23 protein-coding genes and 1 tRNA gene are annotated in these 22,029 nt (G+C 71.2%); 15 read left to right on the forward strand and 9 right to left on the reverse strand.

The annotated features are described in order from the left end of the window. Positions 1-83: 83 nt before the first annotated feature. The gene (locus ACZ48Z_RS36935; protein ID WP_468740292.1) at positions 84-977 is read left to right on the forward strand and encodes a DUF72 domain-containing protein; all 894 of its coding nucleotides are present in this window, start codon (positions 84-86) and stop codon (positions 975-977) included. On the opposite strand, the gene ACZ48Z_RS36940 is transcribed toward ACZ48Z_RS36935, so the two are convergent. The 5 genes from ACZ48Z_RS36940 to ACZ48Z_RS36960 all read right to left on the reverse strand — a co-directional run bounded on the left by ACZ48Z_RS36940 (position 943) and on the right by ACZ48Z_RS36960 (position 6,860). Next, positions 943-2,841: a copper resistance CopC/CopD family protein gene (locus tag ACZ48Z_RS36940; protein ID WP_468740275.1), complete on the reverse strand. Its 1,899-nt coding sequence runs from the start codon at positions 2,839-2,841 to the stop codon at positions 943-945. The two genes, ACZ48Z_RS36935 and ACZ48Z_RS36940, sit on opposite strands and share 35 nt — an antisense overlap. A 121-nt stretch (positions 2,842-2,962) precedes the next feature. After that, the gene (locus tag ACZ48Z_RS36945; RefSeq protein ID WP_468740276.1) at positions 2,963-3,715 is read right to left on the reverse strand and encodes an SDR family NAD(P)-dependent oxidoreductase; all 753 of its coding nucleotides are present in this window, start codon (positions 3,713-3,715) and stop codon (positions 2,963-2,965) included. Next, positions 3,712-4,179, reverse strand: a complete 468-nt coding sequence (locus tag ACZ48Z_RS36950) for a cupin domain-containing protein (protein WP_468740277.1) — start codon at positions 4,177-4,179, stop codon at positions 3,712-3,714. Before ACZ48Z_RS36950 ends, ACZ48Z_RS36945 begins: the two co-directional genes overlap by 4 nt. Then, positions 4,169-4,777, reverse strand: a complete 609-nt coding sequence (locus ACZ48Z_RS36955) for a GNAT family N-acetyltransferase (protein WP_468740278.1) — start codon at positions 4,775-4,777, stop codon at positions 4,169-4,171. Before ACZ48Z_RS36955 ends, ACZ48Z_RS36950 begins: the two co-directional genes overlap by 11 nt. Beyond that, positions 4,770-6,860 (reverse strand): penicillin acylase family protein, encoded by a 2,091-nt coding sequence (locus ACZ48Z_RS36960; RefSeq protein ID WP_468740279.1) that lies wholly within the window; start codon positions 6,858-6,860, stop codon positions 4,770-4,772. Before ACZ48Z_RS36960 ends, ACZ48Z_RS36955 begins: the two co-directional genes overlap by 8 nt. A 77-nt stretch (positions 6,861-6,937) precedes the next feature. Between ACZ48Z_RS36960 and ACZ48Z_RS36965 the strand changes: the two genes are divergently transcribed. Next, complete coding sequence (locus ACZ48Z_RS36965) at positions 6,938-7,675, forward strand: siderophore-interacting protein (protein WP_468740280.1); 738 nt, start codon at positions 6,938-6,940, stop codon at positions 7,673-7,675. Between the two features lie 561 nt (positions 7,676-8,236). Further along, a complete protein-coding gene (locus tag ACZ48Z_RS36970; protein ID WP_468740281.1) occupies positions 8,237-8,824 on the forward strand; it encodes an HhH-GPD-type base excision DNA repair protein in 588 nt (195 codons plus the stop codon). Here the strand turns inward: ACZ48Z_RS36970 and cas5 are convergent. Continuing rightward, the gene (cas5, locus tag ACZ48Z_RS36975; RefSeq protein ID WP_468740282.1) at positions 8,722-9,072 is read right to left on the reverse strand and encodes a CRISPR-associated protein Cas5; all 351 of its coding nucleotides are present in this window, start codon (positions 9,070-9,072) and stop codon (positions 8,722-8,724) included. The two genes, ACZ48Z_RS36970 and cas5, sit on opposite strands and share 103 nt — an antisense overlap. On the opposite strand from cas5, the gene ACZ48Z_RS36980 reads away from it, so the two are divergent. Next, positions 9,017-9,256 (forward strand): hypothetical protein, encoded by a 240-nt coding sequence (locus ACZ48Z_RS36980; RefSeq protein ID WP_468740283.1) that lies wholly within the window; start codon positions 9,017-9,019, stop codon positions 9,254-9,256. The two genes, cas5 and ACZ48Z_RS36980, sit on opposite strands and share 56 nt — an antisense overlap. 201 nt (positions 9,257-9,457) lie before the next feature. Here the strand turns inward: ACZ48Z_RS36980 and ACZ48Z_RS36985 are convergent, their stop codons facing one another. Beyond that, positions 9,458-11,098 (reverse strand): helicase HerA-like domain-containing protein, encoded by a 1,641-nt coding sequence (locus ACZ48Z_RS36985; RefSeq protein ID WP_468740284.1) that lies wholly within the window; start codon positions 11,096-11,098, stop codon positions 9,458-9,460. A 104-nt stretch (positions 11,099-11,202) separates the two neighbouring features. On the opposite strand from ACZ48Z_RS36985, the gene ACZ48Z_RS36990 reads away from it, so the two are divergent. Both ACZ48Z_RS36990 and ACZ48Z_RS36995 read left to right on the forward strand, forming a co-directional pair. Beyond that, positions 11,203-11,499: a type II toxin-antitoxin system VapB family antitoxin gene (locus ACZ48Z_RS36990; protein WP_003999914.1), complete on the forward strand. Its 297-nt coding sequence runs from the start codon at positions 11,203-11,205 to the stop codon at positions 11,497-11,499. A gap of 123 nt (positions 11,500-11,622) precedes the next feature. Beyond that, positions 11,623-12,240 carry a LytR C-terminal domain-containing protein gene (locus tag ACZ48Z_RS36995; RefSeq protein WP_468740293.1) on the forward strand — a complete coding sequence of 206 codons (618 nt, stop codon included), beginning with the start codon at positions 11,623-11,625 and terminating at the stop codon, positions 12,238-12,240. A gap of 504 nt (positions 12,241-12,744) precedes the next feature. Here the strand turns inward: ACZ48Z_RS36995 and upp are convergent. Beyond that, complete coding sequence (gene upp / locus ACZ48Z_RS37000; RefSeq protein WP_389099855.1) at positions 12,745-13,380, reverse strand: uracil phosphoribosyltransferase; 636 nt, start codon at positions 13,378-13,380, stop codon at positions 12,745-12,747. 773 nt (positions 13,381-14,153) lie between these two features. Between upp and ACZ48Z_RS37005 the strand changes: the two genes are divergently transcribed. From ACZ48Z_RS37005 to ACZ48Z_RS37035, 7 genes are all read left to right on the forward strand, one after another. Next, entirely contained in the window at positions 14,154-14,693 is a 540-nt protein-coding gene (locus ACZ48Z_RS37005; protein ID WP_468740285.1) for a tRNA adenosine deaminase-associated protein, read from the forward strand. A gap of 59 nt (positions 14,694-14,752) precedes the next feature. Further along, complete coding sequence (tadA, locus tag ACZ48Z_RS37010; RefSeq protein WP_468740286.1) at positions 14,753-15,178, forward strand: tRNA adenosine(34) deaminase TadA; 426 nt, start codon at positions 14,753-14,755, stop codon at positions 15,176-15,178. A 66-nt stretch (positions 15,179-15,244) separates the two neighbouring features. Beyond that, positions 15,245-15,329 (forward strand) — tRNA-Ser (locus ACZ48Z_RS37015). Positions 15,330-15,437: 108 nt separating this feature from the next. Beyond that, positions 15,438-15,614 (forward strand): hypothetical protein, encoded by a 177-nt coding sequence (locus tag ACZ48Z_RS37020; RefSeq protein ID WP_328748597.1) that lies wholly within the window; start codon positions 15,438-15,440, stop codon positions 15,612-15,614. A 12-nt stretch (positions 15,615-15,626) separates the two neighbouring features. Further along, positions 15,627-15,920 carry a Dabb family protein gene (locus tag ACZ48Z_RS37025; RefSeq protein ID WP_328748598.1) on the forward strand — a complete coding sequence of 98 codons (294 nt, stop codon included), beginning with the start codon at positions 15,627-15,629 and terminating at the stop codon, positions 15,918-15,920. A gap of 213 nt (positions 15,921-16,133) precedes the next feature. Further along, positions 16,134-16,964 (forward strand): RNA polymerase sigma factor SigF, encoded by an 831-nt coding sequence (locus ACZ48Z_RS37030; protein ID WP_468740294.1) that lies wholly within the window; start codon positions 16,134-16,136, stop codon positions 16,962-16,964. Positions 16,965-17,292: 328 nt separating this feature from the next. Then, positions 17,293-18,186: an RNA polymerase sigma factor SigF gene (locus tag ACZ48Z_RS37035; protein ID WP_468740287.1), complete on the forward strand. Its 894-nt coding sequence runs from the start codon at positions 17,293-17,295 to the stop codon at positions 18,184-18,186. A 328-nt stretch (positions 18,187-18,514) separates the two neighbouring features. Here ACZ48Z_RS37035 and ACZ48Z_RS37040 read toward each other — a convergent pair whose 3' ends face one another. Then, entirely contained in the window at positions 18,515-18,721 is a 207-nt protein-coding gene (locus tag ACZ48Z_RS37040) for a hypothetical protein (RefSeq protein WP_468740288.1), read from the reverse strand. A 195-nt stretch (positions 18,722-18,916) separates the two neighbouring features. On the opposite strand from ACZ48Z_RS37040, the gene ACZ48Z_RS37045 reads away from it, so the two are divergent. Then, positions 18,917-19,423: a MarR family winged helix-turn-helix transcriptional regulator gene (locus ACZ48Z_RS37045; protein ID WP_468740289.1), complete on the forward strand. Its 507-nt coding sequence runs from the start codon at positions 18,917-18,919 to the stop codon at positions 19,421-19,423. Between the two features lie 85 nt (positions 19,424-19,508). Further along, the gene (locus ACZ48Z_RS37050; RefSeq protein WP_468740295.1) at positions 19,509-21,977 is read left to right on the forward strand and encodes an MFS transporter; all 2,469 of its coding nucleotides are present in this window, start codon (positions 19,509-19,511) and stop codon (positions 21,975-21,977) included. The last annotated feature ends 52 nt before the right edge of the window (positions 21,978-22,029 follow it).

Below are 22,029 nucleotides of genomic sequence, written 5' to 3' on the forward strand. Positions count from 1 at the left end.
CACACTAAGTCGGTACCCGCACCTCCATGACCCACGGACCCATGACCGGCACCACCCCCGAAGCCGACGACGGCCCCGGCCCCATGTCCGGCACCATCCCCGAAGCCGACGACGGCCCCGGCCCCCACGTCCCCCCGCCCCGCATCCTCGTCGGCACCTGCTCCTGGACCGATCCCGCGCTCGTGCGCAGTGGCTGGTATCCGCGCGGGCGGCGGGACGCGGAGGGGCGGCTGCGGCACTACGCCGAGCGGTTCCCCGTGGTGGAGGTCGACGGCACCTTCTACGCGCTGCCCGGCGAGCGCAACAGCCGGCTGTGGGTGGAGCGGACGCCGCCGGAGTTCGTGTTCGACGTGAAGGCGTACGCGCCGCTCACCGGGCATCCGGTGAAGCAGGCCGCCCTCCGGGACACCGCTGCGGACGAGGTGTGGAAGCGGTTCGCCGCCGGGATCGAGCCGTTGCGGGAGGCCGGGCGGCTCGGCGGGGTGCTGTTCCAGTTCCCGCCGTGGTTCCGGCCGGGGGCGCGGGCGCAGAGGTTCCTGGAGGAGACCGCGGCGCGGACCTCGGGGTGGCCGGTCCATGTGGAGTTCCGGCATCCGTCCTGGTGGGAGGGGCCGCAGAAGGACCTGACCGAGGCGCTGCTGAGCACGTACGACTTCGCCGCCGTGGCCGTGGACATGGCCCAGGGACTGCCTGCCTCGCTGCCTCCGGTCACCCCCGTCACCTCGCCCCGGCTGTCCGTCGTGCGGTTCCACGGGCGCAGTGTCTCCTGGGGCCGCGGCAGCAAGGAGGACCGTTTCCGGTACGACTACCAGCGCGCCGAACTCGCCGAGTGGGTACCGCGGTTGCACGCCCTGGCCGGTCGGGCCGACCGGCTCCACGTCCTGTTCAACAACTGCTGCGGAGCAGCCGCCGTACACGCCGCCGAGACCATGGCCGAGCTGCTCAGCCGAAAATCCTCACCGTCTTCGTCACGCTGACCTGGTCGATGTCCGTCACCCTGATCGTCGCCTTCATCTGCCAGTCGCCCGCGATGGGCAGGGTGAGGTCGTTCGTGCCCCAGTAGCCGCCCTCGTCCTTCAGTTCGGCGTCGATCGGGCCGACCTCCTTGGCCGGGAGGGTGAAGGAGAGCCGGAGTTCGGGGATCGTGGCGAGGCCCCCGTCGGCGGCGAAGACGATGGCCTGGACCGAGTTCTCGCCGGTGCGGCCCGGGTCGAGGGTGATCTGCACCGTGCCCGTGACCTTGTCGACGGCGAAGGGCACGTTGGTCACGGACGCGGCGGGCAGTCCGCCCGCGGCCGGACCCGCCTCGGCCGCCTCCGCCTGCGCCCGGCCCGGAAGCGTGCCGCTCAGCACGGTGCTGAGCACCAGCACCACGACACCGACGGCCATTTCGGCGAGGACGGAACGGCGCAGGCCGCGCTGGTGGCGGGCCGTGGAGTTCCCCGACGGCGCGGCGGGCTTCCGCCCCTCAGAGGCCACCAGGGCTTCCGAAGCCGACGGTCCCTCCGAGTCCTGTGTGCCGGTCGCGGACGAGGCGGCGGCCTCGGCCCCCACCGTCACCTTCTCCCGTACGACCACCGCCCCCGTGTCCGTCCCGGCTTCCGAGGCCGCCCCCGTGTCCGTCCCGGCTTCCGAGGCCGCCCCCGTGTCCGTCCCGGCTTCCGAGGCCGCGTCCGCGTCCGTCAACCGCCCCGTCCACTTCCGCGACATCCTCGCCGCCGTCAGCAGCAGCGTCACCGCGATCAGCTTGAGGACGAGCAGATGGCCGTACGTCGTGCCCGTGACCGCGCTCCAGGAGCCCAGGCCGCGCCAGGACTGGTAGACGCCGGTGGCGACGAGAACGGTCACCGAGGCGAAGGCCAGCCGGGAGAAACGGGAGACCACGGCGGCCGGGATCCGAATCGTCGCCCGGTACAGCGTGGCGAGCAGGGCCGCGAGGCCGCCCAGCCAGACCGCCATCGCCAGGACGTGCAGCACCGCGGACGTCATCGCCACCGGCACCTGGATCCCGGCGGACGCGTGTTCGGCGGCGGCCCAGGTCAGCGCGAGCCCCACGGCGAGCAGGGCACCGGCCGCCTGCCACGCGCGCGGCAGCGGCGACTCGCCGAGCCGCAGCAGTCGTACGACGACGAAGTACGCCACCAGCAGCAGCGCCAGGCGGATCAGGAGGGCCTCGCCCGGGCGGGTGGTCAGGGTGCGTGTGAAGGCCTTCGCCGAGAACGCTTCACCCGGGCCCGTCCCCGCCTCGTACGGTGCGCGCAGCACCAACAGGAACAGGGTCGAGCCGAGCAGGCCGGCCCAGCCCGCCCACAGGAGCCGGCTCAGCCGGGCGGGCTCCGGGGGGCGGCAGACCGTCAGGAAGACCGCGGTGCCGATGAGCAGGGCGACGGCGAGGTAGCCCAGGTAGCGGCCCATGTTGAAGAGGCTCTCGGTGGCCGGGTTCTCGGTCGGGCCGGTGTCCAGGACCGCCGAGGTGGTGGACGGTCTGCCGACCGAGAAGGTGAAGGCGCCGGAGACCGGGTGGCTGTCGGCCGAGACCACCCGCCAGGCCACCGTGTACGTGCCCTTGGCGAGCTTGGCGGGCAGGGAGGCCCGGACCGTGTCCGAGCCGCCCGGGCCGTGGGCGGCGTCGCCGATGTTCACGCGCTTGCCGTCGGGGGCCAGGATCCGCAGGGAGCCGTCGAGCAGGCCGACGGACTCGGTGAAGGTCAGGGTGATGTCACGGGGGGCCGACTTGAGGACGGTTCCGTCCTCGGGTGCGGTGGCCCGGAGGGCGGCGTGGGCCGAAGCCGTTCCCGCGCCGCCGAGGACGAGCAGGACCAGCACGGCGCCCAGCAGCACCAGCCCTTGAAGTCCTCGCCTTCGCCGGCCTGCGCCGCCGTCTGCACGCTCACACCTCACGTCACGCTCCGTACCTGGGCTCACCGGTTCCAGACATGTACGGACGTGAGCGCCGGAACGCTCACCATGTCGGCCGGGCGGACACGCCGCCGTCCACCACCAGGTCGTGCCCGGTGATCCAGGACGCGAGCGGAGAGGCGAGGAACACGCACGCGTCGGCCACGTCCTCGGGCCGTCCGAGCCGCCCCAGGGGCGCCTTGCGCACCCACCTCTCCACGCCCTCCGGCCAGGCCCGCGCCAGTCCCTCCCGGTCGATCAGCCCCGGCGAGACGGTGTTCACGCGGATGCCGTGCGGGCCGTACTCCTGGGCCGCCGCCCGCGCGTGGGCCACGATCGCGGCCTTGGAGGCGGAGTAGTGGGCGTGCTCGGGCGCGGGGTGACCGGCCTCGACGGACGCGATGTGGGTCACGGACCCGCCCGGCCGCATGACCTCGGCCGCCGCCTGGGTGCATGCGAAGACACTGCCGAGGTTGGTCTCCACGACCGCCCGCCACTCCGCCGCCGTCATCCCGCGCAGGGGCTGCGTGGGCTGCACACCCGCGTTGTCGACCAGCGCGGTCAGCCCACCGCCCCACTCGGCGGCCTCCCGGACCAGCCGGTGGCACTCCTCCTCGTCCCGAAGGTCCGCTTGCAGTACGACGGCCCGACCGCCCGCGTCCTCGATCCGGGACGCCACGTCACGCGCCGCCGCCACCGCCGTGCGGCAATGGACCGCGACAGCCGCGCCCTGCTCGGCGAACCGCAGTGCGATGCCCCGTCCGATGCCGCCGCTCGCGCCGGTGACCAGGGCGACCTGCTCTTCGAGGAGTCTCATGGACGGCACAGTTCCGCTATCCGGGCGGCCTCGGCGGGGTAACGCGCCGTCAGCTCCGCCGCGTCGCCGTGCTCGTAGTCCTCGTAGGTGAAGCCGGGCGCCATGGTGCAGCCGAAGAAGGTCCACGCGCCCCGGGTCCTGGCCCCCATCCAGGTGCCCGCGGGCACGGTCAGCTGGAGGTGCTGGCCGCCCTGTATGTCCGGGCCCAGGACGGGGGTCGTCGCCGTGCCGTCCGGGGCGAGGAGCAGGAGGTCCAGCGGGTCGCCGAGGTAGTGGTGCCAGATCTCGTCGCTGGGCAGGCGGTGCAGGGCGGAGTGGTCGTCCGAGGTGAGGAGCGCGACGATCGCCGTTCCGTGCGGTCTGCCGTCGGGGCGTTCCGGACCCGCCCAGGTCTGCCGGAACAGCCCGCCCTCGCGGGGGATGGGTTCCAGGCCGTAGTGGGCGACGAGGTCGTCAGGCGTCACCCGGAAAGGCTACCTCCCTGGTGAGAAAGGCCAGTTGGGCGTGTTTCTCGGGCAGGTACACGTCCGGGAGGTCGATCTCCGGCAGCACCACCACGTCTCCCGCCACGAAACCCTGCTTCAGGAAGCGGGCGACGGCCCTCTCGTTGCGCACGTCGGGGTCGACCACGACCCGCCGCCGGTCCAGGCCGAGCAGCACGTACGAGGCGATGGCCCCCAGCAGCGCCGAGGACCAGCCGGACCGCGTCCCCGAGGCGGCGGGCGCGAGCAGCAGGTGGACGCCGATGTCGCCGGGGCTGACGTCGTAGCACTCGCTGACCCGGTCGGCCTCCGGCTCGTAGGTCTGCAGGAGCCCGGCCGGTTCGCCGTCCTTCTCCAGGAGGTAGGCGTGGTGGGTGTCGAGGGTGTCCAAGTGGGCGTAGACCTCGGCCACTTGTTCCTCGGTGAGGCCGTTCATGCCCCAGAACGCGGCCCGTTCCTCGCGCACCCAGGCATGGACGGTGGCGGCGTCGGCGCGCGGGTCGAGACGCAGCACGCGTACGGTGCCGAAGCCGTCGACGGTCTGGGTGTGGACGGCCGCACGGGCACGGGTGTCAGACATCGGTTTCCTTCTTGAGCTGCTGCCAGTCGGTGACGACCGGGACGAGATCTCCCTCGAGCCACAAGGGGAGTTGGTCGCGGTGGTGGGGTGAGCCGGGCACACCGGAGGCGCCCGTCGGGACCACCCAGAGGCTGTCCTCGCGGCGGGCCAGGTCCCATACGTAGCGGGCGGCCGGGCCGCGCGCGGCGAGGTCGGTGAGACCGGGGACCGCGGAGGTGCACAGCACGCAGTCGTGGTCTCCGGAGAGGGCGGGCGCGTCCCAGCCGTCCTCGGGGAGGGCCCGCCAGGGGGCGAGGCGGTGGGTCTCGCCCCAGGTGCCCCGCAGCGGCCGGTCGGCCACCTCCTGCACGGCCCCGCGCACCGCCTCGTCCCGGTCGATCCCGTACAACTCCTCGGCGCGCAGCAGGTGTTCGAGCGCGAAGGCGACCCGGGGGACGAGACCGAGCCAGGGGAGGAGGACCTCGGGGTAGGCGGGCGGGGTGGTGAGCGCGGCGAAAGCAGGCTGTGCGGCGAGCCGTCGTACGACCGCGCCGCGTACGGCGGCGTAGAGGGCGGCCTCCCGGCTGCCCGCGTCCATACGGCGATCCCAGCGAAGGAGCCTCCGCCTCAAGGTGGCCGCCTCGGGACTCAGGCCGTCCAGGGCCTCGATCCGGTCCAACAGGGGCTGGGCCGAGGCGAGATGGGTGTCCGTGTGGATCAGCGGCATGTCGGCGGCGGACCAGTGGTCCTTCTCCGCGAGCAGGGCGGCGATGCGGTTCGCCCGGTGGGGCGGGGCGAACTCGACGCCGAGCGGGGCGGCGGGACCGCGCTGGTTGGCCATCACGGCGATGCCGTCGGTGAGACCGGCGCGGGGCGTCTCGTGCCGGCCCCGCCACTCGTGACCGGGCTCCCAGGCGGGGACGGGCCGCAGGCGGTTGGCCTCCGCACGCACGGGGACCCAGCCCGCGACCCGGTGGAGCAGCCCGCCCTCGGTGTCGGCGGCCTGGACGACGTTCACGGGCTCGGCCCACAGGTCGAAGGCCCGGTCCACGTCGGCTGTGCGGCGGGCACGGAGGAGGGGGAGCAGGGCGCTGAAACCGAGGTCGTCGGTGACGCGGGGCGGGTAGCGGAGGGAGAGGGCGAGGGGAACAGAGGAGGAGTACTCGTCCCCCACTCCCCCCTCCAGTCCCTCCGGTCCCCCCGCGATCACCGGTCCCCGCCCGGTCTCGACGACCTCGACCTCGACCGGCGGCTCGCCCGCGACCTCGACGGTCTCCGTGTGCCGGGTGGCCCGGTGCCAGACGCCGTCCGGGCCGAGGGCCTCGACTCCGGCCCCGGTGCGCCGCAGCCGCTCCCGGTACAGGTCCTGGTAGTCGGCCATGGCGTTGGTGATGGCCCAGGCGACCGTGCCGGTGTGGCCGAAGTGGGCGATGCCGGGGACACCGGGCACGGCGAGGCCGATGACGTCGAACTCCGGGCAGGACAGGCGGATCTGCTGGTAGACGCCGGGGTCCTCGATGTAGCGGTGCGGGTCGCCCGCGATGACGGCGTGGCCGGTGGTGGTGCGGGTTCCGCCGACGAGCCAGCCGTTGCTGCCGGAGGTGTCCGGGCCGTCGGCGGCGAAGAGGCCGACCGCGGCCGGGCCCAGGTGCCGTATCGCCTCGTCCCGCCAGAGCTTGGCCGGGAAACCGGCGAACAGGATGTGGGTGGCGAGCCAGACGCCGAGCGGGGTCCAGGGCTCCCAGCGTCCGGGGGCGAGGCCGACACGGGCGAACTCCGGGGCCTCGGTGCCGGGCAGCTCCTCGTTGACACCGTCGACGTACGCCCGTACCCAGTCGGCCGTCTCCGGGTCCCGTCTCTCCAGCGCCGTGAAGCAGCGTCTCGCCGTGTCGTCGAGGCGGGCCCGTCGCGCGAACGTGTCCCAGGACAGGGCTCCGGCGCCGAGGAAGGCGGCCGAGGTGCCCTGCGCACGGTGCCGATCGACCTCCAGCTGCCAGGCGCGGTCGCGGGCGGTGACGCGGCCCTGGGCGCGGGCGAGTTCACGCGTGCCGTCCGCGCGGAGGTGGGGTATCCCCCAGGCGTCGCGGTAGATCTCGATACTCACCCTCGAACCCGTTTCCCTTAAGTTAGGCTTGCCTAAGTTTTCTGGTGCGGGAATCGTACGCGAAGGGTGAAAAGACCATGGGGCAGGGGCACGGCTGGGAGGGAGCGGTCCTCCGACTGCTGCGCGCGAAGGACTTCGTGTTCACCGTGACCGGCGCCGAGGACGTCACCGGCGAGTACCGGCGGGTGCACCTCACCGACGGCGGGATGCTGGCCGTCACCGGCGTCCACCCCACGATGTGGGTGCGCCTGTGGTTCTCCGCCGCGGGCAAGCCGCACCAGCGCGCCTACACCCTCGTCGACCCGGACCCCGAGGCCGGCACCCTCACCCTGGAGTTCGCGCTGCACGACGGCCTCGCCAGCGACTGGGCCCGGACCGCGAAACCCGGCGACACCATCGAGGCCACGGTCCACGGCACCGGCTTCGACCGCCCCGACCCCGAGCCCACCCACATCTTCGCCTTCGGCGACCCTGCGTCCCTGCCCGCCCTGAACTCCCTCCTCGGCGCCCTGGACGCCTCCCCCGCGACCGTCTGGTTCGAGGGCGGCGACGAGGACCTCCCGTTCCGCACCGACCCGTCCCGTCACGAGGTCCGCCGTGTCCTGCGCCTCGACTCCGGCGCGCATCTGGTCACCCAGGCGCGGGCGGACCTGCCCGCGCTGCTGAAAACCCACCCGGACGCCTACGTCTGGATCGCCTGCGACACGACGACGACCCGGGCGCTGTCGTCGTACGTCCGCAAGGAGCTGGGCGTCCCCAAGGAGCGGGTGAACGCCCTCGGCTACTGGCGGGACCAGGCGGCCGCCTCCCGGTAGGGACGACCCGCAGGCTCCCGGTAGGGCCGACCCGCCGCCGCCTCTACCGGGAGGCGTGCCACCGACTCCGCGCGGAGGTGTGCCATCGACTCCCCGCGGCGGCGGGCCACCGGCTCCCGGCGACAGATGCCCTGGCACGCCTCCCGGTAGAGGCGTGCCACCGACCCCCCGCAGAGACGTACCACCGACTCCCGGCGGCAGCCGCCCGCCAGCCCTCGCACAGATGCCCCGCGGGCTCCCGGCAGAGACGCCCCGCCGACTCCCTGCGGAAACGCCCCGCCCGCTCCGGGCAGCGACGCCCCATCAGTTCTGGCACAGACACCCCGCCGACTCCCCACAGAGACGCCCCACCAGCCCTCGCACAGACACCCCGCGGGCTCCCCGCAGAAACGCAAGCCGATTCCCGGCAGTAGACGCCCCGCCACCTCCCCGCAGCGGCTGGCCGCCGGCTCCCGGCAGAGGCGCCCGCCAGCCCCCGCACAGGCATCCCGCCACCTCCCACACCACGGGGCCGCCGGCTCCCGGTAGAGGTGGCCCCGTGGTGGGGGCATGATCGGAGTCATGGACGTCACCCTGCATCTCGCCCAGGACCCCGAGGCCGACGAACTGCTCGGCCGCTCCCCGCTCGCCGCGCTGGTCGGGATGCTGCTGGACCAGCAGGTTCCGATGGAGTGGGCGTTCAAGGGCCCCCGCACCCTCGCGGACCGACTCGGGGCGAGCGACCTGGACGCGCACGAGATCGCCGCGCAGGACCCGGAGGCCTTCGCCGCGCTGCTCTCCGAGAAGCCGGCCGTGCACCGCTACCCCGGCTCGATGGCCAAGCGGATCCAACAGCTGTGCCAGTACCTCGTGGAGCACTACGACGGCCGGGCCGAGCTGGTGTGGAAGGGCGTGGCCGACGGCCGTGAACTGCTCCGCCGTCTGGAGGAGCTGCCCGGGTTCGGGAAACAGAAGGCCCAGATCTTCCTGGCCCTGCTGGGCAAGCAGCTGGGGGTCCGGCCCACGGGCTGGCGGGAGGCCGCGGGGGCGTACGGCGAGGCCGAGTCCTACCGCTCGGTCGCCGACATCACCGGGCCCGAGTCGCTGGCCAAGGTGCGGGCGCACAAGCAGGAGATGAAGGCGGCGGCGAAGGCCGCGAAGCAGAAGTAGGACACACCGGCACGGCCCCGCGCACCTGAACGGCCGCTGCTGTGAACGGGTGAACTCCAGGGCCGTTGTGATGAAGCACGCGCGTCGGGCGGGGAGACGACCTGCGTGAGCACCGCACGACGTCTCCCGCACAGCCCCGCCTGGCTGCGCACGCTCGTGCTGCTCCTCGCCCTCCTGGTCCCGGGCGCCCCCGTGCAGGCGCACGAGGCGCCCGTCGCTGCCGTCGGGGAGATCACCGGGTACGACATCCTCGACACGGCCCTGCGGCCACCGGCCCGTGCCGTCCACCGCCCGGCCGTACCCCTGCGTCCGGCTGCACGCCAGGAGACGTGTCCCGGTGCGCCCGGGGATCATCCGGTCCCCGCTCTCCCGCGGCCGCCGTACGTCCTGCCCGTCCTGCCCGCCCTGCGTTCCGTGGTCCTTCGCTGCTGACGGAGTCCGTTCCCCCAGGTCCGTCAGCCCGATATCCGACGCAAGGAACCGTCATGCCCATCGACCCGTACGCCGTCCTTCGCGCGCTGCTGCGCGCCGAGGCCGCACGCAGTGCACCGAAGCCGCCGACCACGGAGAAGAAGCCGCCGTCGAGGGAACGCGAGCGCGGCTGATCCACCGGAGGAGCCGGAGGAGGCGGTCCTACCGCCTCCTCCGGGCCGTACCGAAGAGCGAGCGGGTGATCTCGCGTCCGATCTGTGTGCCCAGCGATCGCGCGAGGGACTTGAACATGCCGCTGCCGACGACCTGTTCGACCACGGAGGGGTCCTCCTTCGGCTCCCTCACCGGCTTCCTCGCCGGCTTCTGCGCCTGCGCCTTCATCTCGTCCGGCCCCTTGGCGCCGCGCGAGTTCAGCTTCTCGAGCCTCTCGTAGGCCGACTCCCTGTCCACAGCCTGTGCGTAACGCCCGTGCAGCGGCGAGGCCCTGACCGCCGAGTCGAGGACAGCGGCGTCGACGGGCCCCATGAGGGACTCGGGGGCCCGCAGCCGTGTCGCGGCCACCGGCGTGGGAGCGCCCTTCTCGCTCAGCACGGTGACCACGGCCTCCCCCGTCCCGAGCCCGGTGAGCAGCTCCTCCAGGTCGTACGCGGAGTCGGGGAAGGTCTTCACCGTCGCCTTCAGCGCCTTCTGGTCATCGGGGGTGAAGGCCCGCAGGGCGTGCTGGACACGGTTGCCGAGCTGGGCGAGGACGTCGGCGGGTACGTCCTTCGGGGTCTGCGTCACGAAGAAGACGCCGACTCCTTTCGAGCGAATCAGCCGGACGGTCTGCGTGATGGAGTCGAGAAACGCCTTCGACGCCCCGTGGAAGAGCAGATGCGCCTCGTCGAAGAAGAAGACGAGCTTGGGCCTGTCGACGTCACCGACCTCCGGCAGATCGTGGAACAGATCGGCGAGCAGCCACATCAGGAAGGTCGAGAAGAGCTGCGGCCGGTCCTGTACGGCGGCCAGCTCCAGCACGGACACGAGCCCGCGCCCGTCGTCCGCGGTCCGCAGCAGCTCGCCGGTGTCGAACTCCGGCTCCCCGAAGAAGTCGGCCATGCCCTGCGCCTCGAACGCGGTGAGGGACCTCAGGATGACCCCGGCGGTGGCGGTGCTCAGACCACCGATGCCCTTGAGCTCACTCTTGCCCTCGTCGGAGGTCAGGAACGCGACGACGGCCCTGAGGTCCTTGAGGTCGACGAGTTCGAGCCCCTTCTGGTCGGCGTAGTGGAAGACCAGCCCGAGGGACTGCTCCTGGGTCTGGTTGAGCTGGAGCACCTTGGACAGCAGCACCGGCCCGAAACTCGTGACGGTGGCCCGGACGGGGATGCCGTGCCCGATGCCGCCCAGGGCGTAGAACTCGGCGGGAAACCCGGTGGCGGCCCACTGCTGGTGTACGTCGGCGGCTCTGGCCTGCACCTTCTCGTTCGGAACGCCCGGTGCCGCGACGCCCGACACGTCCCCCTTGATGTCCGCGAGGAAGACCGGGACACCCTGTGCGGCGAGCTGCTCGGCGATGAGCTGGAGCGTCTTGGTCTTGCCGGTGCCGGTGGCGCCGGCGACCAGTCCGTGCCGGTTGAGCATCGGCAGGGGGATCCTGACCTGCGCGTCCGGCAGACAGACGCCGTCCCACAGCAGCGCGCCCAGATCGAGCGCGGGCCCGGTGAAGGCGTAGCCGGAGGCGATCTCCAGGGCCGGCCCGGGCAGGGCGGCGGAGGCGGTTCTTGCCTCCGGCATGGACCGGTCGGCGGTTCCCGCGGGGGCACCCGTCACGCCCCCGGGTGCGGTCTCTCGCTCGCTCATAGCAGACCCTCGCTCCCGGTTTACCCCATTTGTTGTTCTTTTTTCAGCGTCGCACTCGGTCGCCATGGCTGCGCCCGGAAGGTCTTGACCGGTAGGCTTTCCGTGTGATCTTCAAGCGCATCGGAAACGGCCGGCCGTACCCCGACCACGGCCGGGAAAGCACCCGGCAGTGGGCGGACGTCGCGCCGCGCCCGGTCCGCCTCGATCAACTCGTGACGACCAAGGGCCAGCTCGACCTGGAAACCCTGCTCGCCGAGGACTCGACGTTCTACGGCGACCTGTTCGCGCACGTCGTGAAGTGGCAGGGCGACCTGTACCTGGAGGACGGCCTCCACCGCGCGGTACGGGCGGCGCTCCAGCAGCGTCAGGTGCTGCATGCGCGCGTGCTCGAACTGGACTGAGTGACCGCGCTGTAAAGGTTTGACCCTTTCGGGTTCACCTGCGCCGTGGTCAATGATCATCTAGTAGGCATTGCCGTCCTGGCGCACTACGCTGCGCCCATGAGCATGCTGACGCCCCCCGGCATGGGCGGTAAGTACCGGATCACGGGCGACAAGTACCCCCGGATGCGTCAACCCCGGCGGCGCGGCAGGCTCGTGCTCGGGGTGGTGGCCTCCGTCGCCGCGCTGAGCCTGGTCGGCTGGGGCACGCTCCAGCTCATCGACGTGTTCACGGGTGGCGGCGACCAGGCGTCGGCGGCCGGCCCCAAGGCGGACTGCGTGACGAAGGCGAGCGCGTCCCCCTCGGCCCCCTCGGCGGCCGCCCTCCCCAAGCCGGGCCAGATCACCGTCAACGTCCTGAACGCCACGGCTCGCGGCGGCCTCGCCAAGAAGACCGCGGACGAGCTGAAGAAGCGGGGCTTCAAGATCGGCGACGTGGGCAACGCGACGGCGGCCTACGACAAGAAGGTCAAGGGCACGGGGCTGCTCCTCGGCCCGTCCTCCGCGCTGAAGACGTCCCTGCCGGTGCTGGGAACCCAGCTCGCCGCCGCGGAGACCCGCACGGATGCCCGAAAGGGCAAGGAGGTCGACCTGATCATCGGAACGGCCTTCAAGAACCTCACGGCGAAGGCCGCAGCCGACAAGGCGCTGGCCGCGCTGACCGCACCGAAGCCGACGGCGTCGAAGAAGAGCTGCGGGTAGCTGCGCTGGGCTTGGACCCGGGCGCCTATGGGGGTGCCGGGTTCGGTTGTCGGGCGGCTATGGGTCCGTTGTGGCTGGTCGCGCAGTTCCCCGCGCCCCTAAAAGAACGGGACGCCTCAGGCCAGGTCCCGGGGCGAGTGCGGGCCGGTGGGGGCTGGTCGCGCAGTTCCCCGCGCCCCTAAGGAGTTGCAGCCGGCCTGCGCCACGACGGGCCGTTGGTCACCCCTTGCGCACCACGACGGACCGCTCGCCCGATCGCGCGGGGAACGACGGACCGCGCACCACAAAAGCGCCCGCAGCCGCCGACGGCGTGAAGGGGGCGGGGTGGGGGGTGTCCGCCCGCAGCGGCCGGCGTCCGGAACCGAGCACTGCTCAAGGAACCGAGCCGCCGGACCGAGGACGGACACCCCCCACCCCGCCCCCGACCCACCCACGGGCATTTAGGGGCGCGGGGAACTGCGCAAAAACGCCCGCCCCCACCGAACCCGCACAGCAAACGCGCGACTACTCCGCTGCGCCGTACAGGCGGTCCCCCGCGTCACCCAGCCCCGGCACGATGTACCCGTGCTCGTTGAGGTGGTCGTCGATCGCAGCCGTGACCACCGTGACCGGAGCGCCCGCCAGCTCGCGCTCCATGATCTCCACGCCTTCCGGGGCCGCCAGCAGAACCACCGCGGTCACATCGTCCGCACCGCGCTTGATCAGCTCACGGATGGCCGCGACCAGGGTGCCGCCGGTCGCGAGCATGGGGTCGAGGACGTAGACCTGCCGGTTGGACAGGTCCTCCGGCATGCGCGTCGCGTACGTGGACGCCTGCAGCGTCTCCTCGTTGCGGATCATGCCGAGGAAACCCACCTCGGCGGTCGGCAGCAGACGGACCATGCCGTCGAGCATGCCGAGCCCGGCGCGCAGGATCGGCACCACCAGCGGCCGCGGGTACGACAACTTCACACCGGTCGTCGCGGCGACCGGCGTCCGGATGTCGACCGCCTCGGTGCGCACGTCGCGTGTGGCCTCGTAGGCGAGCAGGGTGACCAGCTCGTCGGCGAGTCGACGGAAGGTCGCGGAGTCGGTGCGCTGGTCGCGCAGCGTGGTGAGTTTGTGGGCGACCAGCGGGTGGTCGACGACGTGGAGGCGCATGTCCACAACATTAGCCGGGACCACCGCCCGGCTCGCGCTGGCGTCAAACCGCCCGACCGGGGGAAAGTGGGAGAGACGGACTGGGGTGGTGAACCAATGCCTGACCTGCCTGAGCGCAAACCGACGCGCAACCCGGCGCGCAAACCGACGCGGGAACCGTCGTCACGGACATCGCGAGAGGCGCGGGGCCCGGGAGGACCACGAGAACCGGGAGGCACCCGGGACCCTCGTGCGGAGCCCTCGGCACAAGACCCGCAGGAGACCGACGCCGAGCGCCGCCGCCGCCGAGCGCAGTTCCTGCGCGACCTCGCGGAGGCCCGAGAGCTGCGCGACCGGGTCCAGCCACGGCGCGCGAAGGTGGCCCGACTACGGCACGCGATGCGCATGCGGACCTTCCGCTGGTAGGAAAGACCGCGCGTCCCGGGACCCGACTACGGCCCCGGACGGCGGCTCGGCGGCGACCCGACGGCGGCTCGACAGCAACCCGTCGGCGTCCAGACGGTGCGCTGAACAGGTGGCCGTGCGAAGGCCCTTGGAAAAGCCGCGTACGATCCCGCTCGTGGCGGCGACGAGTGCGCTGGTGAGTCCTTCACCGACGTGCCGACGCACGTGCGATCAAAACCACCGGACACAGGGTGCCGAAGACGTCCCCTGAACGCCTTGTTTCTGCCACGATTCCGAGTGGGTGGGGCTCGGAGCCGAGCTCTCCCCGCCCGCAACCTCCGCCGGGGGGACCCCCAACCGGCACGCCTAAGACCAGTGGGAGAGTCACGGTGTACTTCGCCGCACTGCTCGCGCGCACCGAAGACGGGTGGGAAGCGAGCGACACGGAGCTCCTCGACAATGTGGAGTCGCTGTCGGATCTGGCCGACCTCGCTCGGGAAGCCGCGCCCGAGGAGGACACGGTTCTCGTACTGATCGAGCAGGAGGACGCCTGGTTCGGCGTCGTCCGCATCGACGGTGAGGAGGACCCTCGTATCTACGTCTCCGACGCCGCCGCGGCTGCCCGCAGCTCGTACGGCGAGATCCTGCTCACCGACGAACTGCTCGGAAGGGAGCCCGGCGACGACGTCCCGGACCTGGACGCCCTCGTCGACCTCGACGGCACCGAGGACGGTGAGGACGAGGAGGACGACGACGCCGAGAGCGGCGGCACCTCCGCCGAGGCCGTTCCGCACGGTCCGGTCGGCGACGCCGCGGTCCTCGACGACCTGGGCGTCAGCGAGAAGGAGCTGAAGGCCCTCTCCGCGGACGCCCTCACCGAGATCGCCGAGGCCCTGGGTGCCTCGGAGGTACTGGAGACCGTCCGCTGACCGCAGGGACCCCGGAAGAGACCACACCGGACCCGGTACGCGACCGCTGGCGGGCCGCGATGCGGCTCGCCCTGGCCGAGGTCGGCCGGGCGGGCGAGGACGTGCCGGTCGGTGCCGTCGTACTGGCCCCGGACGGCACGACCATGCTCGCGGCCGCCCACAACGAACGCGAGGCCACCGGCGACCCGACCGCGCACGCGGAGGTCCTCGCGATCAGGAGGGCGGCGGCGCGGCTCGGCGAGTGGCGGCTGACCGGCTGCACGCTCGTCGTGACGCTGGAGCCCTGCACGATGTGCGCGGGCGCGATCGTGCAGTCCCGGGTCGACCGGGTGGTCTACGGCGCCCGGGACGAGAAGGCGGGCGCGGCCGGCTCCCTCTGGGACGTCGTCCGCGACCGGCGGCTCAACCACCGGCCCGAGGTGATCGAGGGCGTCCTCGCGGACGAGTGCGCACAGCCGCTCACGGATTTCTTCCGCAGGCGCTGAACGGGTCGCTCCAGGCCCCCAATACGGATTTCAAAGCACGCCGCACCTTGCTGTAAGGTCTCTCTCGGTAGCGTGTCCGAGCGGCCGAAGGAGCTCGCCTCGAAAGCGAGTGTGGCGCAAGTCACCGAGGGTTCAAATCCCTCCGCTACCGCTTGAGAAGGGCCTCGTCGAGAGACGGGGCCCTTCATGCGTACTGATCACCCCGGTTACACTCGCGCCCCAGAAGGAACAGAGAACATCTGAAGCGGGGGAGGCCGCAGTGGCGGTGAACGGAAAGAAGCTCGCCGTCTATGTGCTCGTGGTCTTCGTGCTCTACGTGGTGATCACGGACCCCGCCAAGGCAGCCGACTACGTGCAGATAGGGTTCGAGGGCATATCGGACGCCGCCAAGGCGGTCGGCGACTTCTTCACCTGGCTGGCCGACGGCGCGCACTAGCTGGGAGCGCACATGATCCGTCACCTCGTCCTCTTCAAGCTCGACGAGGGTGTCGAGCGCGACGACCCGCGGGTGGTGGAGGGTGTCGCGGCCTTCCGCGCACTGGACGGCAAGATCCCCGAGATCCGCTTCTGGGAGCTGGGCTGGAACCTCAGCGACCGCCCCATCGCCTACGACTTCGCGATCAACTCCGGCTTCGACGACGCGGACGCGCTGCGGACGTACGTCGAACACCCGGAGCACCAGGCGGGTGTGGCCCTGTGGAAGGAGTTCGCCACGTGGGTGATCGCGGACTACGCGTACTGAACCCAGGGCCCCAGGGCCCCAGGGCCCCTGGCTCTCCTGAACCCTGGGTGCTTCGAAGCCTCCTGCCGGGAACCGGCGGGGGGCTTTTCTGTGCCTTTCGTCCAGCTTCACCCCTCAACACGGCGTAACCCAACGTTATGCGGTGCTTGCACACAGTGCACATGTCTTGTGATGCTATGACCGCTTTTGACGGATGAGTTGACCAACGAAGAGGTGGCGTTGACCGTGTCGGCCAGTACCGCGCCTCCCCAAGAGGCCCCCCAGGAGGCCGCCCCACGCAGTCGCGGCGCCGACACCCGGGCGCTCACCCAGGTGCTCTTCGGCCAGTTGAAGGGGCTCCAGCCAGGCACGCCGGAGCACAACCGGGTGCGGACGGCGCTCATCGAGGCCAACCTCCCGCTCGTGCGCTACGCGGCGGCCCGCTTCCGCTCCCGCAACGAGCCGATGGAGGACGTGATCCAGGTCGGCACCATCGGGCTCATCAACGCGATCGACCGCTTCGACGCGGACCGGGGAGTGCAGTTCCCGACCTTCGCGATGCCGACGGTCATCGGCGAGATCAAGCGGTACTTCCGCGACAACGTCCGCACGGTCCACGTCCCGCGCCGGCTGCACGAGTTGTGGGTGCAGGTCAACGGCGCCACCGAGGACCTGACGACCGCCTTCGGGCGCACCCCCACGACCGCCGAGATCGCCGAACGGCTGCGCATCGGGGAGGACGAGGTGCTGTCCTGCATCGAGGCCGGACGGTCGTACCACGCCACCTCGCTGGAGGCGGCCCAGGAGGGTGACGGACTGCCGGGACTGCTCGACCGGCTCGGCTACGAGGATCCGGCGCTGGACGGCGTGGAACACCGCGATCTGGTCCGGCACCTCCTGGTGCAACTGCCCGAGCGCGAACAGAGAATCCTTCTCCTGCGCTACTACAGCAACCTCACCCAGTCACAAATCAGCGCGGAACTCGGCGTCTCCCAGATGCACGTATCGAGGCTACTCGCGCGTAGCTTCCAACGGCTGCGGTCCGCCAATCGGATCGACGCATAGGCGTCGACGGATAGCGGATGCATAAGGGGCGCACGGTCGCACGCTCCGGAACACCGCAGTTCGCAAGCAGTATCGAGATGTAACCGGCACGAGCGAATCGCTCACCAGGTCCGTTCCCGACACTTCTCTGCCGAAAAACAGTCAGACCCCCTTTATCCAGGGCGGATTCGAGTCTCACATGTCGACATGTCACTACAGCGTGTTGCCGACATGTGACATTCTGCGGGAAGCGCGTTTGCCGTGGCTTCGGCTCCGGTATTCAGGTGAAGGCGAACGTTCCATCCGCGGAACGTTCGCCGCGACCGTCCCGCGACCCAAAGGGGGTGGCATGTCCGCAGACCAGGGCAGCTCGAAGGTGCTCACGCTCACAAAGAGCGAGGCTGCACCCGCGCTCGTCGATGTCCCGGCTGTCGAGGCCACGCCGGCCCCGGCGCTTCCGGCCCCTCCTGTTTCGACTGGAGCCATCGACACCCGCACCCTGTCCCGCTCCCTCTTCCTGCGGCTTGCCGCACTCGACGAGAACAGCCCCGAGCGTGGTTACGTCCGGGACACCCTCATCGAACTCAACCTCCCGCTGGTGCGGTACGCGGCGGCCCGCTTCCGCTCGCGCAACGAGCCGATGGAGGACATCGTCCAGGTCGGCACCATCGGCCTGATCAAGGCGATCGACCGCTTCGACTGCGAACGGGGCGTGGAGTTCCCGACGTTCGCGATGCCGACGGTGGTCGGCGAGATCAAGCGGTTCTTCCGCGACACCTCGTGGTCGGTGCGTGTCCCGCGCCGCCTCCAGGAGCTGCGGCTGGCCCTCACCAAGGCCAGCGACGAGCTCTCCCAGAAGCTGGACCGGTCTCCGACGGTCGCCGAACTCGCGTCCGTGCTGGGCGTGTCCGAGGAGGACGTCGTCGACGGCCTCGCGGTCGGCAACGCCTACACCGCCTCCTCGCTGGACTCCCCTGCTATGGAGGACGACGGCGGCGAGGGGTCCCTCGCGGATCGCCTCGGCTACGAGGACACCGCGCTGGAGGGGGTCGAGTACCGCGAGTCCCTCAAGCCGCTGCTGGCCAAACTCCCTCCCCGTGAGCGGCAGATCATCATGCTGCGCTTCTTCGCCAACATGACCCAGTCGCAGATCGGCGAGGAGGTCGGCATCTCACAGATGCACGTCTCGCGGCTGCTGACGCGGACGCTGGCGCAGTTGCGGGAGGGTCTCATCTCGGACTGACCGGTCCTGGAGTGCGGTCGTCCTGCGGGTGCGGGTGAGTTGGTGCTGTCGCGCAGTTCCCCGCGCCCCTGGGTGGGTGCTCGCGAGGCGGGTTCGGCTGTGCGGTGGGTGTTGGTGCTGTCGCGCAGTTCCCCGCGCCCCTGGGTTGGTGCTCGCCAGGTGGGTTCGGCTGTGCGGTGGGTGCGGGTGCTGTGCGCAGTTCCCCGCGCCCCTCAGTGGGTTCTGGCCAGGTGGGTTCAGTCGTGCGCCGGGTGTCGGGCAGTTCTGTGGGTGGCGCGATGGGCCGGGGGCCTGTGCGGCTCCGGCCCATCCGTGCCGCGAGTCGTCGCTACTTCAGCGCCAGCCAGGCCACCACCGCGACGATCGCCACCGCGACCACCACGCCGATGATGAGGCCGACGCGCGGGCCGCCGGAGGAGGTGGCCGGTACGGCCTGCTGACGGGAGCCCTGGGGGCCCTCGTCGACGAACGCGCGGAACATCTGAGTGCTGCCGGCGGGGTCGTGGTTGCCCTGGGGGCCTTGGTTGTCAGCCATGCCCAGAGACCCTAGCGAATCAGGCCCTGGGGCCCAAGTGCGGGGCCGACAGGGGTGACGGCGGGCCTCACATGCGAGTTTACGTTCGCAATACTTGCCTTTGCCAAGCTTTTGCGCCGCACCCACACCGTTTCATTTGCCTGTAGCAACCAAGCAGTTCTATGGTTGCCCTAAGCAACGAATACGGGAGGTGTGATGGCCGAGCAGACGCGATACGAGGAGCTGATCCGCCAGTTCAGCGCCTTCGGTGCCGTGAAGAGGGAGGTCGGACGGATGATGCCGCCCGAGTGCCCCAGCGGTTCCGCCGCCGTACTGACCCTGCTCGGGCGTCACGGGGACATGCGCATGAGCAGGCTCTCCGAGCTGCTCGCCGTGGACATGTCGGTGACCAGCCGCCATGTGGCGCACGTCGCCGCGCGCGGCTGGATCGAGCGCTCCCCCGACCCCACGGACCGGCGCTCACGCATCGTGCGGCTGACGCCGGCCGGGCAGGCGCTCCTCGACCAGCTGTCGCGGCGGACCTGCCTCATGCTCGCCGAGCGGATGAGCGACTGGAGCGACGAAGAGGTGATCCAACTGACCGCGCTGATGGCCCGGCTGCGGGCGAGCTTCGACGACATCCGCGCCCACGGCCCCGAACTCCGGCCGCCCGCACCCCCCGTACTCGAACAGACCACCCGTACACCCGCGACCACCACATAAGAGAAGGAAGCTCATGGCAACGACCACACCATCCGGTGTGCGGGCTCACGCCAAGCACGGGGGAGGCTCCACCGAGTACGCCCCGATGACGCACCGGCAGATCATGGAGGCCATCTCCGGCCTGTTGCTCGGCATGTTCGTGGCGATCCTGTCGTCCACGATCGTCACCAACGCCCTGCCGCACATCATCAGCGACCTCGGCGGTGGCCAGTCCGCCTACACCTGGGTCGTCACCGCGGCCCTGCTGTCCATGACCGCGACCACCCCCCTGTGGGGCAAGCTCGCCGACCTGTACAGCAAGAAGGCGCTCGTCCAGATAGCACTGGTCATCTACGTGCTGGGTTCCGCGGCAGCGGGTCTTTCGCAGAACTCCGGCATGCTCATCGCCTGCCGTGTCGTCCAGGGCATCGGCGTCGGCGGTCTGTCCGCCCTCGCGCAGATCGTGATGGCGGCGATGATCTCCCCGCGTGAGCGCGGCCGTTACTCCGGCTACCTCGGCGCGACCTTCGCCGTCGCCACCGTCGGCGGCCCGCTGCTCGGCGGTGTCATCACCGACACCTCGTGGCTGGGCTGGCGCTGGTGCTTCTACGTCGGTGTCCCCTTCGCCGTGATCGCGCTCATCGTGCTGCAGAAGACCCTGCACCTGCCCGTCGTGAAGCGGGACGTCAAGGTCGACTGGGCCGGCGCCACCTTCGTCGCCGCCGCCGTCTCGCTGCTGCTGGTCTGGGTCACGTTCGCCGGTGACAAGTACGACTGGGTGTCGTGGCAGACGTACGCGATGGTCGGCGGTTCGATCGTCCTCGGTCTGCTCTTCGTGCTGATCGAGTCCAGGGCGAGCGAGCCGATCATCCCGCTGCGCCTGTTCAGGAACCCCACCATCACGCTGGCGTCGCTGGCCTCGCTGTTCGTCGGTGTCGCGATGTTCACCGGCACGGTCTTCTTCAGCCAGTACTTCCAGCTGGCCCGCGACAAGTCCCCGACGATGTCGGGTGTGATGACCATCCCGATGATCGGCGGGCTCTTCGTCTCCTCCACCGTCTCCGGGCAGTTCATCACCCGCACCGGACGCTGGAAGGCGTGGCTGGTCAGCGGTGGCGTGCTGGTGACGGCCGGCCTCGGCCTGCTCGGCACCATCCGGTACGACACGGACTACTGGAAGATGTCGATCTTCATGGCCCTGCTGGGCCTCGGCATCGGCATGATGATGCAGAACCTGGTGCTGTGCACGCAGAACCAGGTCGAACCGGGTGACCTCGGCGCCGCCAGCTCCACGGTGACCTTCTTCCGCTCCCTCGGCGGCGCGGTCGGCGTCTCCGCGCTCGGCGCGGTCATGGCCCACCGGATCACGCACTACGTCACGGACGGCGTCGCCGCCCTCGACCCCAAGTACCAGGCCGCCCTGTCCGGTTCCGGCTCGTCCACCGACACCATCCCGGACATGGACAAGCTGCCGGTCCCGGTGCGCACCCTCATGGAGAGCGCCTACGGCCACGGCATCGCCGACGTGTTCCTGATCGCCGGTGCTCTGGCAGCCGTCGCGTTCCTGATCACCCTGTTCATCAAGGAGGTCCCGCTGCGGACCAAGGGCGCGCTGGCACAGGCCGCCGCGGACGAGGCCCCGGCTCCCGCCGAGACCCCGGCCGCCGCAACGGCCCCCGCAGCGGAGCAGGTTCCGAGCTGGGCGGTGCCGTCCTCGTCCTCCCCGTCCGACACGGAGGCCGCCGTCGACGGCTCCCAGAAGCTCTCCGCCGTCGCCACACTGGCCCGCCCCGAGGCGGCGCCCGGCGGTTCCGGCGGCATCCCGGTCCGCGGCTTCGTGCGCGGCAACGAGAGCGCCCCGGTCCCGCAGGCCGCGGTCACGCTGATCTCGCTCGCGGGACGGCAGCTGGGCCTGTCGGTGACACAGGCCGACGGTTCCTACACGGTCGAGGCGCCGAGCGTCGGATCGTACGTCCTGATCGCCTCCGCCGACGGGTTCCAGCCGCAGGCGTCCACGGTCCTCGTGAACGGCGAGCCGGTGGCGTACGACATCCTCCTGAGCGGCACCAGCGGGCTGAACGGGCTCGTGCGGGCCGCGCACAGCGGGGAACCGGTCAAGGACGCGATGGTGATCGTCACCGATGTGCGGGGCGATCTGCTGGTCACCGGGATCACCGGTGAGCAGGGCGAGTTCGCCTTCGGCGAGCTGGTGCCGGGCGCCGTGACCGTCGCGGTGAACGCCGCCGGGTTCCGGCCGCGCGCCCTGCCCGTCGAGGTCGGCGGTACCGGCGTCATGCGTCTTGAGGTCGACCTCGACACGGGTGCCCGCCTCCAGGGTGTCGTACGGGCGCCGCACGGTCCGCTGGCCGACGCGCGGGTCACCCTCGTGGACGGCGCCGGCAACGTGGTCGGCACCGCCACCACCGGGACGGACGGGGCGTACGCCTTCACCGACCTGGACGGCGGCGAGTACACGGTCATCGCGACGGGCTACCCGCCGCAGGCGACGGCCCTGACGGTGAACGGCCCCGCGGTCGACGGACACGACATCGAACTCGCCCACCCCGGCGAGTAGTTCACCCACTCCGGCCCGTGGCGGGGAGCGCGCTCGTCCCCCCCCGGCAGCC

The sequence above is a fragment of the Streptomyces sp. NPDC031225 genome (assembly GCF_055570355.1).

Bases quoted from the DNA above. Each gene is read 5' to 3' on its own strand.
- upp (WP_389099855.1), bottom strand. From the start codon at position 13,380: ATGCGCCTCCACGTCGTCGACCACCCGCTGGTCGCCCACAAACTCACC.
- ACZ48Z_RS36945 (WP_468740276.1), bottom strand. From the start codon at position 3,715: ATGAGACTCCTCGAAGAGCAGGTCGCCCTGGTCACCGGCGCGAGCGGC.
- ACZ48Z_RS36935 (WP_468740292.1), top strand. From the start codon at position 84: ATGTCCGGCACCATCCCCGAAGCCGACGACGGCCCCGGCCCCCACGTC.
- ACZ48Z_RS37050 (WP_468740295.1), top strand. From the start codon at position 19,509: ATGACGCACCGGCAGATCATGGAGGCCATCTCCGGCCTGTTGCTCGGC.
- ACZ48Z_RS36970 (WP_468740281.1), top strand. From the start codon at position 8,237: ATGGACGTCACCCTGCATCTCGCCCAGGACCCCGAGGCCGACGAACTG.
- ACZ48Z_RS37025 (WP_328748598.1), top strand. From the start codon at position 15,627: ATGATCCGTCACCTCGTCCTCTTCAAGCTCGACGAGGGTGTCGAGCGC.
- ACZ48Z_RS37040 (WP_468740288.1), bottom strand. From the start codon at position 18,721: ATGGCTGACAACCAAGGCCCCCAGGGCAACCACGACCCCGCCGGCAGC.
- ACZ48Z_RS37035 (WP_468740287.1), top strand. From the start codon at position 17,293: ATGTCCGCAGACCAGGGCAGCTCGAAGGTGCTCACGCTCACAAAGAGC.
- ACZ48Z_RS37045 (WP_468740289.1), top strand. From the start codon at position 18,917: ATGGCCGAGCAGACGCGATACGAGGAGCTGATCCGCCAGTTCAGCGCC.
- ACZ48Z_RS36965 (WP_468740280.1), top strand. From the start codon at position 6,938: ATGGGGCAGGGGCACGGCTGGGAGGGAGCGGTCCTCCGACTGCTGCGC.
- ACZ48Z_RS36995 (WP_468740293.1), top strand. From the start codon at position 11,623: ATGGGCGGTAAGTACCGGATCACGGGCGACAAGTACCCCCGGATGCGT.
- ACZ48Z_RS36955 (WP_468740278.1), bottom strand. From the start codon at position 4,777: ATGTCTGACACCCGTGCCCGTGCGGCCGTCCACACCCAGACCGTCGAC.
- tadA (WP_468740286.1), top strand. From the start codon at position 14,753: ATGCGGCTCGCCCTGGCCGAGGTCGGCCGGGCGGGCGAGGACGTGCCG.
- cas5 (WP_468740282.1), bottom strand. From the start codon at position 9,072: ATGTCGTACCCGGTGATCTCCCCGACGGCAGCGACGGGCGCCTCGTGC.
- ACZ48Z_RS36985 (WP_468740284.1), bottom strand. From the start codon at position 11,098: ATGAGCGAGCGAGAGACCGCACCCGGGGGCGTGACGGGTGCCCCCGCG.